Origin of the sequence: Pseudomonas sp. FP2338 (assembly GCF_030687515.1) — a bacterium.
Taxonomy (GTDB): domain Bacteria; phylum Pseudomonadota; class Gammaproteobacteria; order Pseudomonadales; family Pseudomonadaceae; genus Aquipseudomonas; species Aquipseudomonas salomonii.
Window position 1 is genome coordinate 3,666,124 of record NZ_CP117436.1, and the last position, 14,261, is coordinate 3,680,384.

Annotated in this window: 11 protein-coding genes; 4 read left to right on the forward strand and 7 right to left on the reverse strand. The window is 61.6% G+C overall.

The window, feature by feature from the left end:
- Entirely contained in the window at positions 1-3,180 is a 3,180-nt protein-coding gene (locus PSH96_RS16380; RefSeq protein WP_305453902.1) for an efflux RND transporter permease subunit, read from the reverse strand.
- Positions 3,181-3,455: 275 nt separating this feature from the next.
- Here PSH96_RS16380 and PSH96_RS16385 point away from each other — a divergent pair, with 275 nt between their 5' ends.
- The 3 genes from PSH96_RS16385 to PSH96_RS16395 all read left to right on the forward strand — a co-directional run bounded on the left by PSH96_RS16385 (position 3,456) and on the right by PSH96_RS16395 (position 5,189).
- A complete protein-coding gene (locus tag PSH96_RS16385) occupies positions 3,456-3,926 on the forward strand; it encodes a MarR family winged helix-turn-helix transcriptional regulator (protein ID WP_235593120.1) in 471 nt (156 codons plus the stop codon).
- 83 nt (positions 3,927-4,009) lie between these two features.
- Complete coding sequence (gene mug / locus PSH96_RS16390) at positions 4,010-4,543, forward strand: G/U mismatch-specific DNA glycosylase (RefSeq protein ID WP_305453903.1); 534 nt, start codon at positions 4,010-4,012, stop codon at positions 4,541-4,543.
- Between the two features lie 43 nt (positions 4,544-4,586).
- A complete protein-coding gene (locus PSH96_RS16395; protein ID WP_305453904.1) occupies positions 4,587-5,189 on the forward strand; it encodes a glutathione S-transferase family protein in 603 nt (200 codons plus the stop codon).
- 5 nt (positions 5,190-5,194) lie between these two features.
- Here the strand turns inward: PSH96_RS16395 and PSH96_RS16400 are convergent, their stop codons facing one another.
- The gene (locus PSH96_RS16400) at positions 5,195-5,962 is read right to left on the reverse strand and encodes an SDR family NAD(P)-dependent oxidoreductase (RefSeq protein ID WP_305453905.1); all 768 of its coding nucleotides are present in this window, start codon (positions 5,960-5,962) and stop codon (positions 5,195-5,197) included.
- Positions 5,963-6,101: 139 nt separating this feature from the next.
- Here PSH96_RS16400 and PSH96_RS16405 point away from each other — a divergent pair, with 139 nt between their 5' ends.
- Positions 6,102-7,250 (forward strand): aldose epimerase family protein, encoded by a 1,149-nt coding sequence (locus PSH96_RS16405; protein WP_305453906.1) that lies wholly within the window; start codon positions 6,102-6,104, stop codon positions 7,248-7,250.
- Between the two features lie 1,095 nt (positions 7,251-8,345).
- Here the strand turns inward: PSH96_RS16405 and PSH96_RS16410 are convergent.
- The 5 genes from PSH96_RS16410 to PSH96_RS16430 are packed head-to-tail and all read right to left on the reverse strand — an operon-like array spanning position 8,346 to position 14,184.
- Positions 8,346-9,350 (reverse strand): substrate-binding domain-containing protein, encoded by a 1,005-nt coding sequence (locus PSH96_RS16410; RefSeq protein ID WP_017136516.1) that lies wholly within the window; start codon positions 9,348-9,350, stop codon positions 8,346-8,348.
- A gap of 37 nt (positions 9,351-9,387) precedes the next feature.
- The gene (locus PSH96_RS16415) at positions 9,388-10,251 is read right to left on the reverse strand and encodes an SMP-30/gluconolactonase/LRE family protein (RefSeq protein WP_305453908.1); all 864 of its coding nucleotides are present in this window, start codon (positions 10,249-10,251) and stop codon (positions 9,388-9,390) included.
- Positions 10,252-10,265: 14 nt separating this feature from the next.
- A complete protein-coding gene (locus tag PSH96_RS16420) occupies positions 10,266-11,846 on the reverse strand; it encodes an aldehyde dehydrogenase (NADP(+)) (RefSeq protein ID WP_305453909.1) in 1,581 nt (526 codons plus the stop codon).
- A 10-nt stretch (positions 11,847-11,856) separates the two neighbouring features.
- Positions 11,857-12,846: an AraD1 family protein gene (gene araD1, locus PSH96_RS16425; RefSeq protein ID WP_305453910.1), complete on the reverse strand. Its 990-nt coding sequence runs from the start codon at positions 12,844-12,846 to the stop codon at positions 11,857-11,859.
- Positions 12,847-12,861: 15 nt separating this feature from the next.
- The gene (locus PSH96_RS16430) at positions 12,862-14,184 is read right to left on the reverse strand and encodes an MFS transporter (protein ID WP_305453911.1); all 1,323 of its coding nucleotides are present in this window, start codon (positions 14,182-14,184) and stop codon (positions 12,862-12,864) included.
- Positions 14,185-14,261 lie beyond the last annotated feature (77 nt).

Genomic DNA, 14,261 nt, shown 5'->3' on the forward strand with positions numbered 1-14,261 from the left:
TCAAACCCCTTGGGAAACGGTAGTCGCCAGCGTGGCGTGTTGCCGACGCCCGTGGACCAGACTGAAAATCAACGGCACCAAAATCAACGTGGCGATGGTGGCAAACGCCAGCCCGCCGATCACCGCACGCCCGAGCGGCGCGTTCTGCTCGCCGCCCTCGCCCAGGCCCAAAGCCATGGGTGCCATGCCGATGATCATCGAGATGGCGGTCATCAACACCGGCCGCAGCCGCGTGAAACCGGCCTCCAGCGCGGCCTGCACGGCATCGCCATGCACGGCCAGGCGCTCACGGCAGAAACTCACCACCAGAATGGCGTTGGCGGTGGCCACGCCCATGCACATGATCGCTCCCGTCAAGGCGGGCACCGACAGCGGCGTATGGGTGACAAACAGCATCCACACAATGCCCGCCAAGGCCGCCGGCAACGCGGTGATGATCACAAACGGGTCGGCCCAGGACTGGAAGTTGACCACGATCAGCAAGTAGATCAGCACCACCGCGCCCAACAGGCCGAACAGCAAGCCACTGAAGGCCGCGTTCATGGTCTGCACCTGGCCCTGCAAAATCACCTTGGAGCCGGTCGGCACTTCACCGGCGTGGGCCGCGATGATCTTCTGGATATCGGCGGCGACGCCACCCAAATCGCGGTCCTGGATCGCGGTCAGCACCTCAACCACCGGCTGGATATCCGACTGGCTGAACACCGAACTGCTGTGGCTGCGCTGGATATTCGCCAGGCCGCCCAAGGTCTGGTCGGTGGCCGCGCCACTGCTGCCGCTCAGCGGCAAGTTGTGCAGTGCGGCCAGGCTTTCCAGGTTGTATTGCGGGGTTTGCATCACGATCGGATAGGAAATGCCGTTGGCCGGGTTCAACCAGAACGTCGGCGCCACCTGGCTGGAACCGGCAAGGTTGACCACCAGGCTGTTGGTCACATCCCGTTCGGTGAGGCCGACCAACTGCGCACGGGTGCGGTCCACGTCGATATTGAACGTCGGCAATTGCCGCGACTGCTGGATGCGCGCATCCACCACCCCCGGCACCCGGCGAATATCACGCAGCAGCGCGCTGGCATAGGTGAAGTTAGCCGCCAGGTTATTGCCGGTGATTTGCAGGTCGATCGGTGCCGAAGAACCGAAGTTGAGGATCTGCCCGACAATGTCCGAGGCCGGGAACGAGAACACCGCGCTCGGGAATTCTCGTGGCAGGGTTTCGCGTAGTTGGCGCATGTACTCGGCGGTCGGGCGATGGCCTTCGTTGAGGCTGATCTGGATATCGGCGTCCTGGGAACCCACGGTGCCGGTGTTGTTGTACACCACGTTGATACCGCTGATGGACAGGCCGATGTTGTCGACCAAGGCTTTGAGTTCCTGGGCCGGGACTTTGCGGCGGATCGCGTTTTCGATGTCGGCGATCAAGTGCGCATTACTCTCCACCCGTGTGCCCACCGGGGCGCGTACGTGCAACAGGATCAGCCCGGAATCGACCTCGGGGAAGAAGTTGCGGCCCAGGAACGGCACCAGTGCAAACGACACGGCGACAAACGCCAGCAGGCCGATCACCACCGCGCGACGATGGTGCAAGGCGCCGTGTAACACGCTGTGGTAACGCTCGCGAAAGGCCTCAAAACGCTTCTCGAAACCGCGCTGGAAAGTCACCAGCGGGTTGCGCGATGGTGCATGCCCGTCCTCGCCGTGTACATGCGGCTTGAGCAGGTAGTTGGCCAATGTCGGCACCAGCGTGCGCGACAGCAGGAACGAGGCGATCATGGCAAAGATCACCGCTTCGGCCATCGGCACGAACAGGAAACGCGCCACACCGTCAAGGAAGAACATCGGCACAAACACGATGCAGATACACAGCAGCGAGACAAACGCCGGCGTCACGATCTGCGCCGCGCCGTCGAGGATCGCCGTCTGCACCGGCTTGCCCTGCTCCAGGTGCCAGTTGATGTTCTCGATGGTCACCGTGGCATCGTCCACCAGGATGCCCACGGCCAGCGCCAGGCCGCCGAGGGTCATGATATTCAGGGTTTCACCGAGGGCCGAAAGCGTGGCAATCGAAGCCAGGATCGCCAGCGGAATCGAGGTGGCGATGATCACCGTCGAACGCCAACTGCCGAGGAACAGCAGGATCATCAGACTGGTCAGCGCCGCCGCGATCAAGCCTTCACGGGCCACGCCGCTGATGGCCGAGCGCACGAACAGCGACTGGTCGCCGATCAGGTCGATATTCAGGTTGGGCGGTAAGGCAGCCTTGTTGTCGGCAAGCTTGTCCTTGATCCCGGCGATCACGCCCAAGGTCGATGCCGAACCGGTCTTGAGCACCGGCAGCAGCACCGAGCGGTTGCCGTTCACATGCACGATGTTGGTTTGCGGCGGGTTGCCGTCGCGCACGGTGGCCACGTCACGGATCAGCACGGTGGTGCCATCGGCGGTCTTGATCGGCAGGTTCTCCAGGTCATGGAAATCCGACGGCGAGTTGTTCAGTTGCAGGTTGAATTCGTAGCTACCGATCTTCTGGGTGCCCACCGGCGTAATCAGGTTCTGCGTGGCCAGGGCGGTGGCGACGTCCTGCGCCGACAGGCCACGGGCTTGCATGCGCGCCGAATCCAGGTCGATCTGCACCTGCCGGCTCTTGCCGCCAAACGGATATGGCAGGGCCGCGCCGGGCACGCTGGTGAGCATCAGGCGCACCTGGTTCAGGCCGATATCGCCCAGGCGCTGTTCGCTCAGGCCCGGCCCGGATAAAGCCAGCTGCACGATCGGCACGGTGGAGGCGCTGTAGTTGAGCACCAGCGGCGGCACGGTGCTGGGCGGCAATTGCCGCAGGATCGCCTGGGACACCGACGTCACCTGGGCGTTGGCAGTACTGATGTTGACGCCGGGCTGGAAGAAGATCTTCACAATCCCGTAGCCGTTCATCGACTGCGCTTCGATATGGCGAATGTCGTTCACGGTGGTGGTCAGCACCCGCTCGAATGGTGAGGTGATGCGCCCCGCCATCTGGTCAGGCGGCAAACCGGTGTACTGCCAGATCACCGCAATTACCGGAATGCGGATTTCCGGGAAGATGTCGGTCGGCGTACGCCAGGCCGCCAGCGGCCCGACGATCAGGATGAAAATAGCCAATACCACAAAGGTATAGGGGCGCAGCAAGGCGATGCGCACGAGGTTGAGCATAAGAGGTGATCCAGACAGGAGATTGGTCGGTCAAGCAGGCTTCGCCATGCCGTTTTCCCGCCTCGCCCCATGCACGTCCTGGGGTTTTTGTAACGACATCCAGGTCACAAAGAGGCATATGCCACGATATCGAATTTAGTGGCATACGCAACTAATTTGTTTCAAGCTGTCTCAGTTTTCATCTGGAACGTCAGTTCGGTCCGAAAGACCTTGTCCTGACAGGTCGCGCAGGCATAATCAGCCGCGTCGTGTTTTGTATCAGAGAGTATCTGCCCTTGAAATCTGCCCCGCCTTGCTCCGAGAGCCCCAGCACCTGCGTCAACGGTGCCGTGCGCCGCACCTCGCGCCGCCTGGGCCAGATCTATGACGAGGCGTTCGCGCCCTGCGGGCTCAAAGCCACGCAATACGCGCTGCTCAACCGCATCGCCAAAGCCGGCACGCCGAAGATGGGCGAGCTGGCACAAACCCTGGTGATGGATTTGTCCGCGCTCGGTCACACGCTCAAACCGCTGGTCCGTGACGGCCTGGTGGAGCTGCGCGTGGATGAACTCGACCGGCGTACCCGGCGCGTGCTGCTGACCGAACACGGCAAGCGCACCCACCTGGCGGCCAAGCGTATTTCCACGCAAATGGCCGAACGCTTCGATCAGGCATTCGGCCGTGAAGCTGCGGCGCAACTGCGCCAGACCCTGGACTTTATCGCCTCCGACGAATTTGCCCGCACCCTGTTGGCCAAGGACGCCTAAGCGACCCACCGTGACAGTGAAAATGCGCCATTGGCCCGCAGCTTTACCCAATGGTTGCTGATGCGTTTGCAGGTAGACCCGACATGAGCGACAGCCTCGAAGACATCCTCACCGAGCACTTGAAGGTGGTGTTCTGCGGCATTAACCCCGGTAAAGGCTCCGCCGCCCTCGGCCTGCACTTCGCCAACCGCAGCAACCGCTTCTGGCGTACGTTGCACCTGGCCGGTTTTACGCCCCATGAGATCCGCCCCGAAGCGGGGCGCAGCTTGCTCGACTACCACTGCGGCCTGACCACCCTGGTGGAGCGCCCGACGGCGAGCGCGGGGGAATTGGCGCGGCATGAATTCAACGACGCAGCCGTAGCGTTTGAACAGAAAATCCGCCGCTGCCAGCCACGCTTCGTGGCCTTTCTGGGCAAGGTCGGTTATAGCGCGGTGTCCGGCCAACGCGAGGTTGCCTGGGGGCTGCAGCCGCCGTTATTGGGCGGCGCAGCGGTATGGGTGCTGCCCAACCCCAGCGGGCGCAATTTGGCGTTCAACCTGGAGCAGTTAGTGCACGCCTATCGGCAACTGTGCGAAGCCATTGCACAGGACGATCCAGTGCCCTTAATCTCCTGATCGAATCACCTGAAAGCAATCACCTGAAAGCAACGGAGGCTTCATGAAACTGGTAGGCATGCTGGACTCGCCTTACGTACGCCGCGTGGCAATTTCCCTGGACCTGTACGGCGTGGCGTTTGAACATCAGTCGGTGTCGGTGTTCAGCACCTTTGAGCAGTTCCACGCGATCAACCCGGTGGTCAAGGCGCCGACCCTGGTGCTGGACGACGGCACCGTGCTGATGGACTCCAGCCTGATCCTGGACTATTTCGAAGCCCAGGCCCCCACCGACAAGAAGCTGCTGGCGCAAGCGCCTGGCGCCCGCGCCCACGAGCTGCACCTGCTTGGGCTGGCCCTGGCGGCCTGCGAGAAAACCGTGCAGATCGTCTATGAGGACAATCTGCGCCCGGCAGAAAAACGCCATGAGCCGTGGGTAGACCGCGTGACCGCGCAACTGTTGGCCGCCTATTCGCTGCTGGAAAAGCACCTTGCCCAACCCACCGACGCGCCGCTGACCCAGGCGGCGCTGACCGCGGCAGTAGCGTGGTCGTTCACCCAACTCAAACTGCCGTCGGTGCTCGACCCCAAGGCATTCCCTAACCTGCAACGTCACGCCGACCGGCTCGAACAGCACCCGGCGTTCAAGCGCTACCCCATCGAGTAGCAGGCCTAGACCCAGCCGCCATCCACAATAAAGTTCTGCGCCGAACACATTGCCGAGGCATCGGAGGCGAGAAACAACGCCATATTGGCGATGTGTTCCGGCAGTACGCTGCCGGGCAGGCACTGGCTGCGGCTGATCAGCTCCTTGGCCGCATCATCGACCCACATCGCCAGTTGTTTGTCGGTCATGACCCAGCCGGGCACCAGGGTGTTCACGCGGATATGGCTGGGCCCCAACTCACGTGCCAGCGCGCGGGTCATGCCATGGGCCGCCGCCTTGCTGGCGGCGTACACCGGGTAGCCAGCAGACGCCATCATCCACCCCACCGAGCCCAGGTTGATGATCGCCCCGCCACCGGCGCGTTTCATCATCGGCACCACGGCCTTGGCGGCAAAGAATGCGTGCTTGAGGTTGACCGCGATCAGCCTGTCGAACATCGCCGAATCGACTTCTTCCAGGGTGTGACGCACATCGTTGGCCGCGTTATTGACCAGTACGGTGATCGGCCCCAGCGAGTGCTCAAAGCGCTCGATCGCCGCCTTGTAGGCGATTTCATCGGTAATGTCGCACCACACGAACTCAACGTTGTAACCCTGGGAATGCAGCAGCGCGGCCAGGCGCTCGCCCTGGCTTTGCGCCCGGTCCACAAAACCCACCTTGGCCCCCTGGGCGGCGAACGCACGCACCAGGAACTCGCCAATGCCTGAGGCACCACCGGAAACCAGAACGGTCTTACCCTCAAGGTCGGGGTAAACAGCCTGTGAAGTCATCATATAAAAGGTCGCCCCACTCAATTAGTCTTATTTTATTTTGCAAACAGGCCGTAAAAGGCTATAAATCTGCTGCTGCAACGACAAAATATCGCACATTAGTAGAACTATTCCACTGAAAACAACAAAAGGAAGTTCGACCATGAAGCACCCTCGTCACCTGCTTTCCGTCCTCGCCTTGTCCCTGCTGATCGCCAGCGGCGGCGCCCAGGCTGCGGGCCTAACCAGCGAGCATAAACCCTTCGGTAAAACCAACGACGGCACCGCCGTCGAGCAGTACATCTTGCGCAACAGCCACGGCATGCAAGCCACGGTGATCACCTACGGCGGCGTGTTGCAGTCACTCAAAGTGCCGGATAAAAACGGCAAGATCGATGACGTGGTACTGGGTTTTGATGACGTGCAGGGCTATCAGAGCGGCACGGCGTTTTTTGGCGCGACCATCGGGCGCTTCGGCAACCGCCTGGCGGGCGGTGCGTTTGAGCTTGATGGCAAACGCTACCAGGTACCGCTCAACGACGGCCCCAATTCGCTGCACGGCGGCGCCCAGGGGTTCGACAAACACGTTTGGCAAGCCGAACCCGTCAAGGGCAAGGACTCGGTTGGCGTCAAGCTCAGCTACCTGTCCAAGGACGGTGAAATGGGCTTTCCCGGCAACCTGAAGACCGAGGTCACCTACAGCCTCAACAATAACAACGAACTGCATATCGACTACAAGGCCAGCACCGACAAACCCACGGTGCTCAACCTCACCAACCACAGCTATTTCAACCTGGCGGGCGCGGGCAACGGCGACATTCTCAAGCAGGTCGCGACCTTGCATGCCAGCCATTACACCCCGGTGAATGCCACCCTGATTCCGACCGGCGAACTCGCACCGGTCAAGGGCACGCCGATGGACTTTCTCAAGCCCACGCCAATCGGCCAGCACATCAAGGACGAACATCCGCAGCTCAAATTTGCCGAGCCGAAACAAGGTGGGTTTGACTTCAACTGGGCGCTCGACACCCAGGGCGATATCAAGCAACTCGCCGCCGAAGTACACGACCCTGCATCTGGCCGGCGTTTGAAGCTCTACACCAGTGAGCCTGGGGTGCAGTTCTACACCAGCAACTTCCTCGACGGCACGGTGAAGGGCAAAGGCGGCAAGACGTATCAGCACTGGAGTGCTTTTACCCTCGAGACCCAGCACTTTCCCGATGCGCCCAACCAGCCCAAGTTTGCTTCGACTCGGTTGAATCCGGGGCAGACCTATAGCCAGAATACTGTGCTCAAGTTCTCTGCTGACTGACTGTTGGTGCGCCGAGGTGTAGGAGCCGGCCCACGCGACAGGCACCTCGGTTTTTCCTTGTGACAGGGAGTGCCGGGTCAGTTTGAGGTCTTGGGTTGGCTCAGGGTTGCTGAGTACATATCCGTTGCTGCGGTAACGGCTTCCTATGGTTCCGCTCTTACAGCGGGTCACTTTTGCAAGGACCGGAATGCCGGCCCAGTCAAAAGTAACCAAAAGGTCCTCGCCCCAACACTCGGTGCCTCGCTGTGGCTCGGCATGCCCGCAATCCGACACTGATTTGGGGGGCCGCCGCCACGCGCCATCCATGGCGCGGGGCGGCTAAACCGGCATCCCTGCCGGTTTACCCCCCAAATCACTGTCGAATTCCGGCCATCGTGTTTGACGGGGCGATTTCAGATCAAGATCAAGATCAAAAGCGCAGATCAAAAGACCGCTGACTTCGTCATCGAAAAGGATGTAAGGGCAACAGCAGGAGCAGGAGCAGGAGCAGGAGCAGGAGCAAAGCCATACTCGGTCAAAGGTGGGAGCTGGCTTGCCTGCGATGGCATCAACTGGGTGTACCTGATGTACCGAGGTGTCTGCATCGCAGGCAAGCCAGCTCCCACAGAAAAGCAGCTATTCAGTGCATGCAAATCCGCAGCCGACCTCATATTCAAAACTGCATGCTCCCACACTTAAACCGCGTTGCATCAGGTAGATAGGCTTTTGCTTTGCACTTGATCTGGCTTTTGATTCAACCACTCAGGTCGGCTTTCAGGCCGCCGTGCTGTAGATCTTGATCTTGATCTGCTTTTGATCTGAGGCGCCCCGTCAACCACGATGGCCGAACGCAGGTTTGAATCCGTGGGTAACCCGGCAGGACGCCGGGTTAGCCGCGCTGGGCCAAGGATGGCCCATCGCGGCGGCCCACGGATTCAAGCCGGAGTGAGGGCACACCGAGCCTAAGCGAGGTGCCGAGTGGTGGGGCACAGACCTTTTGGTTACTTTTGGGGCGTTTGCCAAAAGTGACCCGCCGTAAGGGCGGAACCATAGGAAGCCATTACCGCAGAAATGGATATGTACTCCGTCTGATCCACCCCCCCCGCCAAGCCTACTTCATTGCCACAACCCAATCTTCGTCAGCTCTTGCTTGAAGTTCTCCCGCGTAATCAGCGTCACCTCGTCCATCGCCGTGTACTTGGGCGGTTCAGTACCTTTGGTGACCCACTCATACATCATCAGCGCAGTGTTGTAGCCCTCGATATGCGGACTAGGCAGCATCGAACCGAAAAAGCCACTGTCAGCCTTTTTCAGTTCGCCAATGGCATCCGTACCATTGATGCCGATACCAATCACATTGGCCGCAGCAAAACCGGCCGTTTCGGTAGCGCGCACGCCACCAAGCACCGTGTTGTCGTTCATACCGCCGATAATCAGGTTCTTGGCACCGCTGGGCAGCTTGACCAGCGCCGAGTTGGTGGCGTCCATACTGCCCGGTACATCGAGGGTCTTGGCAGCGGTGAACAGAATGTGGTCTTTGGGAAAGCCAGCATCTTCCAGGGATTTGACCGAACCGTCAGTGCGTTTTTTACCCGTGTCGAGTTCGTTAAAGGTGTTGATCACCGCATAGGTATCCTTCCAGTCCCAACCGCGTTTTTTCGCCTCAGCCGCCATCGCCGCGCCCTGCTTCTGGCCGACTTCAAACGCGGCCATGCCCAGGTAAGGCACGTCCTCCATGAAGTTGCCCTTGGCATCAACGAAGCGGTCATCCACCGCAATCACTTTCAGGCCGTTGGCCTTGGCCTTGGCAACGATAGCCGGGCCCAGCGACACGTCCGGCGGGCAGATAACAAAGCCCTTGGCGCCGTTGGCCGCCAGGCTGTCGATGGCCGAGAGGGTTTTCTCGCCATCGGGTACGGCGATCTTGATCACGGTAAAGCCATGCTCCTTGCCGGCTTTTTCGGCAAACGCCCATTCGGTCTGAAACCACGGCTCCTCTGCCTGCTTGACCAAAAAGCCAATTTTCACTGCTTCAGCGGCCTGCAACAGACCGCCCAAGCTCAGGGCCGACACCGCCACAGCGGCGCAGCACAGGGAACGCATACCTCGACGACGATTCATACGGGTGACTCCTTGTTATTGTTTTCAGGTCTTGGGTTTATCCGGCAAAGCGGTGACAGGGGGTGCCTGGCACATCGACCTCGATGGCCAGCACCGCGCCATCCAGCGGGTGATCGAGTGGGCTGGCGGCGCTGGTGATGTAGAGGGTAGTGAGGTTGGGGCCACCGAACACGCAACTGGTGGGGCGGCTGACGGGCAACTCAATAATGCGGTCGACCTCACCCGCCGGCGTCAGGCGCAGCAGGCAACTGCCATCCCAACGGGCATTCCAGATATAGCCGTCTGCGTCCATCGCCGAGCCGTCCGGGCCACCACGCTCATGCGGGCCGAACCAGACACGGGCAGGGTCGAGCTGACCCTCTGGCTTGACCGAATGCCGGTACAAAGTGCCGTCCAGGCTGTCGCCAAAATGCACGTGCGCGCCGTCATCGCTCCACACCAAGGTGTTGGGAATGCCCAACCCTTGCAGCAGCGGCGTGACGTGCGCATTGGCATCGATCCGAAACAGGCCGCCGGAACGCCGTGTAATCGGCAGGTCTTCGCCCTGCTCACCAATGTTGTTCTGCATGGTACCCAACCACAGGCGGCCCTGGGCATCGCAGCGCGCTTCATTGCCACGGTTACCCGGTTGCGGGTCGGCCACGCACAGCAGCGTGAGGGCTTCGGTTTCCAGGTTCAGCCGGTACACGCCGCTGCTCAGCGTGACCAGCGCACCGCCACTTTCACAGGGGATAAAGGCCGAGACATGCTCGGGCAGCTGCCAGATCTGCAGCTGCCCGCCCATCAGGCGCAGCGCCTGTTTGCCGGCGATATTCACCCAATACAGCGCCTGGGTCGGCACGTCCCAGAACGGGCCCTCCCCCAACTGCGCACGGTGCGCAGTGACTGCGGTACACGACATAAAACCTCCTGGTGTTACAGCGGGTCGCGCGATGGCGTGCCATCCACCAGCCGCTGGATGCGCAACGGGTTGGCGTTTTTCAACGCGTCGGGCAGCAGGCTATCAGGGTAATTCTGCAAGCACACCGGGCGCAGGAAACGGTCGATGGCCAGGGTGCCGACCGAGGTGCCACGGGCATCGGAAGTGGCCGGGTACGGGCCGCCGTGAACCATCGAATCACAGACCTCCACGCCGGTCGGGTAGCCGTTGAGCAGGATGCGCCCGACTTTCTGTTCCAGCAGCGGCGTCAGTTCAGTGAACTGCTGCAGGTCGGCCGGTTCAGCAATGAGCGTCGCAGTGAGCTGACCGTGCAGCCCGTGCAAGGCGGTGCTGAGCTGGGCCTGATCGGCGACCTCGACAAACACCGTGGCAGGGCCAAACACCTCTTCCTGCAACACCTCATCACCGTCGATCAGCAAGCGCACGTCAGCCTTGAACAGCTGCGGCTGCGCCTGACTGCCCACTTGAGCGCTGCCCGCCAGGTGTTGGATGCCAGGGTGCGCCAAGAGTTTTTCCAAACCTTTGCCATAACTGCCCAGCGTGCCGGTATTGAGCATGATTTGCGCAGGCTGTTCACCGATCAGTTGCGCCACCTGTTGGGTAAACGCAGTGAACTGTGGCGAGGCAATACCAATCACCAGGCCAGGGTTGGTGCAGAACTGGCCACAGCCTTGCACCACCGAGGCAGTGAGGTCGCGGGCGATGGTCTCGGCCCTGGCGTGCAAAGCCTGGGGCAGCACGATCACCGGGTTGATGCTCGACATCTCGGCAAACACCGGGATCGGCTGCGGGCGTGCCGCCGCCATATCACACAGGGCACGGCCGCCCTTGAGCGAGCCGGTAAAACCTACGGCCTGGATCGCCGGGTGCTTGACCAGCGCCTCACCGACGCCGCCACCGAAGATCATGTTGAACACGCCCGCCGGCATCTCGGTGGCCTCGGCCGCCCGAATGATTGCATCGGCCACCCGCTCGGCCGTCGCCATATGTCCGCTGTGGGCCTTGAACACCACGGGGCAGCCGGCCGCCAGCGCGGCGGCGGTGTCACCGCCGGCGGTGGAAAACGCCAGGGGGAAGTTGCTCGCACCAAACACCGCCACCGGGCCGAGGCCGATGCGGTATTGGCGCAGGTCCGGGCGCGGCAGGGGTTGGCGCTCGGGCAAGGCTCTGTCGATGCGCGCACCGTAAAAGTCACCGCGACGCAGCACCGTGGCGAACAGGCGCATCTGGCCGCTGGTGCGCCCGCGCTCGCCTTTGATGCGCGCTGCAGGTAATGCGGTTTCGCGGCACACCAACTGGATAAAATCTTCACCCAGCGCGTCCAGCTCATCGGCCACCGCCTCCAAGAACTGCGCGCGACGCGAGGCACTCAATGCCCGGTACGCGGGATACGCGGCAGCGGCGGCCTTGGCGGCGGCATCCACCTCAGCGGGCGTGGCCTGATAGAAATCCTGAGGCAAGGCCTCGCCGGTGCTGGCATCGACGCTTTTCAGGGTGATGCTGCCCTGGGCGCTGCGTTGGCCACCGATGTAGTTGTGGCCGAGTAACGGATTCATGCTGATCTCCTTAAAGGCTGATGACAGTGCCAGGTTCGAACGCCGCCTCGGCGCTGCCGACCCGATTGACCAGCGGTGCGCCGAACTCGGCCTGGCTGATCTCGAACACATCCCCCGGCTGGGTACGTATACCGTCGGCGAATGACAAGGTGGCGGTGCCGAAGAAATGAATGTGCACGTCGCCCGGGGTCAGGAACTGGCTGTATTTGAAATGGTGATATTCGAGGTTTTCCAGGCTGTGGCACATGTTCGCCTCGCCACTGAGAAATTCGCTTGCCCATAGCACTTTGCCGTCTCGAAGAATGCGGCTGGTGCCGGCCAAGTGCTGGGGCAACTCACCCACGCGCAACTCCGGGCCATAGCTGCAACTGCGCAACTTGGAATGGGCCAGGTACAGGTAATTCTTGCGTTCCATGACGTGGTCGGAGAACTCGTTGCCCACCGCATAACCCAGGCGATAGGGCTTGCTGTCTCGGCCGATCACGTACAGCCCGCCGATTTCCGGCTCTTCACCGGCGTCTTCGGCAAAGGGCGGCACCGGGAACGCCTGGCCTGGGCGCACGACAATACGGCCATCGCCCTTATAGAACCATTCCGGTTGCACGCCGGCTTGGCCGGCCGGTGGCTTGCCGCCCTCCACGCCCCATTTGAAGATACGCATGGTGTCGGTCAAGGCGCTGTCGTCACCGGCCTGATGCATTTTATCGCGGGCCGAGGCGCTGCCCAGGTGCGTCAGGCCAGTGCCGCTGATCAGCATGTGCGCCGGGTCGGGATGGTCCAGCGGCGGCAGGACTTTGAGGTCTGCCAACAGCGCAGCGTAGTCATGACTGTCGCCCAGGCCCAGGCTGTCGACCTGTTGCGCCAGGCCCACACCGGCGTCGATGGCGGCCAACGCCAATTCGCGCACGCTGCGTGCGGTGTGCACTTCGCGCAGTGTGTTGCCTTGCACCACGCCGACACGACGCTCACCGTTACGCAATTCGAACTGAACTAAACGCATCAAACTTCTCCAGGATTAAGTACGTGTGGCGCCTCGGGCGCTGGCAGCAAACTGGTCGGCGGGCAGCACATGCTTGCGCTCCAGCACGCGGTACACCACAGCGGTCAAGACCAGCCCGAACACCATCACTCCAGCCAAAAAATACAGGCCCGAAGCCAGGTTGCCGGTGTATTCCTTGAGCGCGCCGATCACGAACGGGCCGATATAGCCGCCCAGGTTGCCCACCGAGTTAATCAAGGCAATGCCCGCCGCCGCACTGGCACCGGCAAAAAACCGCCCCGGCAAGGTCCAGAACACCGCCGTGCAGGAAAACAAGGCAAATGCCGCCAGGCTCAGCGCCGCCATTTGCAGCACCGGCACGCTCAGCCAGGCACTGCAAAACAAGCCGATGGCGCCGAGCACATAGAGCACGGCAAGGTGGCCATAACGATCGTTCAAGCGGTCGGAACTGCGCGGGATGATCAGCAGCCCGATGATGCCGAAAATGTAGGGCACGGCCGAGATGAAGCCGGTCACCAGGTCAGTGCCGCCGAACTGTTTGATCAGGGTCGGCAACCACAGGCCCAGGCCATAGATGCTCAAGGTCACCGGCAGGTAGAACAGCGCCAGCAGCAACACGCGCTTGTCCTTGAGGGCATGCAGCGGGTTGCCGTGGCGCGTCTGGCCGTAGGCTTGCAGGTCCTTGGCCAACTCACCCGTAAGCCAGGTTTTCTCGTCTTCGCTCATCCAGTTGACCTGCTTGGGGCCGTCCGGCAGAAAGCGCAGCACCGGCCAGGTCAGCAACAACGCCGGTGTGCCGATCACGATAAACAGCCATTGCCAGCCGTGCAGCCCGAGGATGCCGTCCATGCCCAGCAGGCCGCCGGACACCGGCCCGGTGATCATCATGGCAATCGGCTGGGAGAGAATGAACAGCCCCAGGATCTTGCCGCGATGGCGCACCGGGAACCACTGGGTGATGTAGTACAGCACGCCCGGAAAGAACCCGGCTTCGGCCGCGCCGAGCAAAAAGCGCATCACATAAAAGCTGTGCGGCCCCTGCACAAAGGCCATGCCAATGGTGATGGCGCCCCAGGTGAGCATGATCCGCGCAAACCAGCGCCGCGCGCCGAAGCGGTCGAGCATCAGGTTGCTGGGGATCTCAAACAGGAAGTAGCCAATAAAGAACAACCCCGCCCCCAGGCCATAGGCAGCGTCGCCGATGCCGACGTCGGCGCCCATGTGCAGCTTGGCAAACCCCACCGCGGAGCGGTCCACGTAGGCGATCAGGTACAGCAGGATCAGGAAGGGAATCAGTTTCAGCGTGATACGCCGAACAAGCCGCAATTCCTGGCTCATGGGGTCGATCTCCGATTGTTGTTTTTATAGAAGCTCGGGGGCTGCCTCTCGCGAAAATCCGCCAGGGTCACACCTCA

Excerpts from the sequence above, each read along its gene's own strand:
- PSH96_RS16380 (WP_305453902.1), bottom strand. The coding sequence starts at position 3,180 with ATGCTCAACCTCGTGCGCATCGCCTTGCTGCGCCCCTATACCTTTGTG.
- mug (WP_305453903.1), top strand. The coding sequence starts at position 4,010 with ATGAGCGACAGCCTCGAAGACATCCTCACCGAGCACTTGAAGGTGGTG.
- PSH96_RS16395 (WP_305453904.1), top strand. The coding sequence starts at position 4,587 with ATGAAACTGGTAGGCATGCTGGACTCGCCTTACGTACGCCGCGTGGCA.
- PSH96_RS16400 (WP_305453905.1), bottom strand. The coding sequence starts at position 5,962 with ATGATGACTTCACAGGCTGTTTACCCCGACCTTGAGGGTAAGACCGTT.
- PSH96_RS16405 (WP_305453906.1), top strand. The coding sequence starts at position 6,102 with ATGAAGCACCCTCGTCACCTGCTTTCCGTCCTCGCCTTGTCCCTGCTG.
- PSH96_RS16410 (WP_017136516.1), bottom strand. The coding sequence starts at position 9,350 with ATGAATCGTCGTCGAGGTATGCGTTCCCTGTGCTGCGCCGCTGTGGCG.
- PSH96_RS16415 (WP_305453908.1), bottom strand. The coding sequence starts at position 10,251 with ATGTCGTGTACCGCAGTCACTGCGCACCGTGCGCAGTTGGGGGAGGGC.
- PSH96_RS16420 (WP_305453909.1), bottom strand. The coding sequence starts at position 11,846 with ATGAATCCGTTACTCGGCCACAACTACATCGGTGGCCAACGCAGCGCC.
- araD1 (WP_305453910.1), bottom strand. The coding sequence starts at position 12,846 with ATGCGTTTAGTTCAGTTCGAATTGCGTAACGGTGAGCGTCGTGTCGGC.
- PSH96_RS16430 (WP_305453911.1), bottom strand. The coding sequence starts at position 14,184 with ATGAGCCAGGAATTGCGGCTTGTTCGGCGTATCACGCTGAAACTGATT.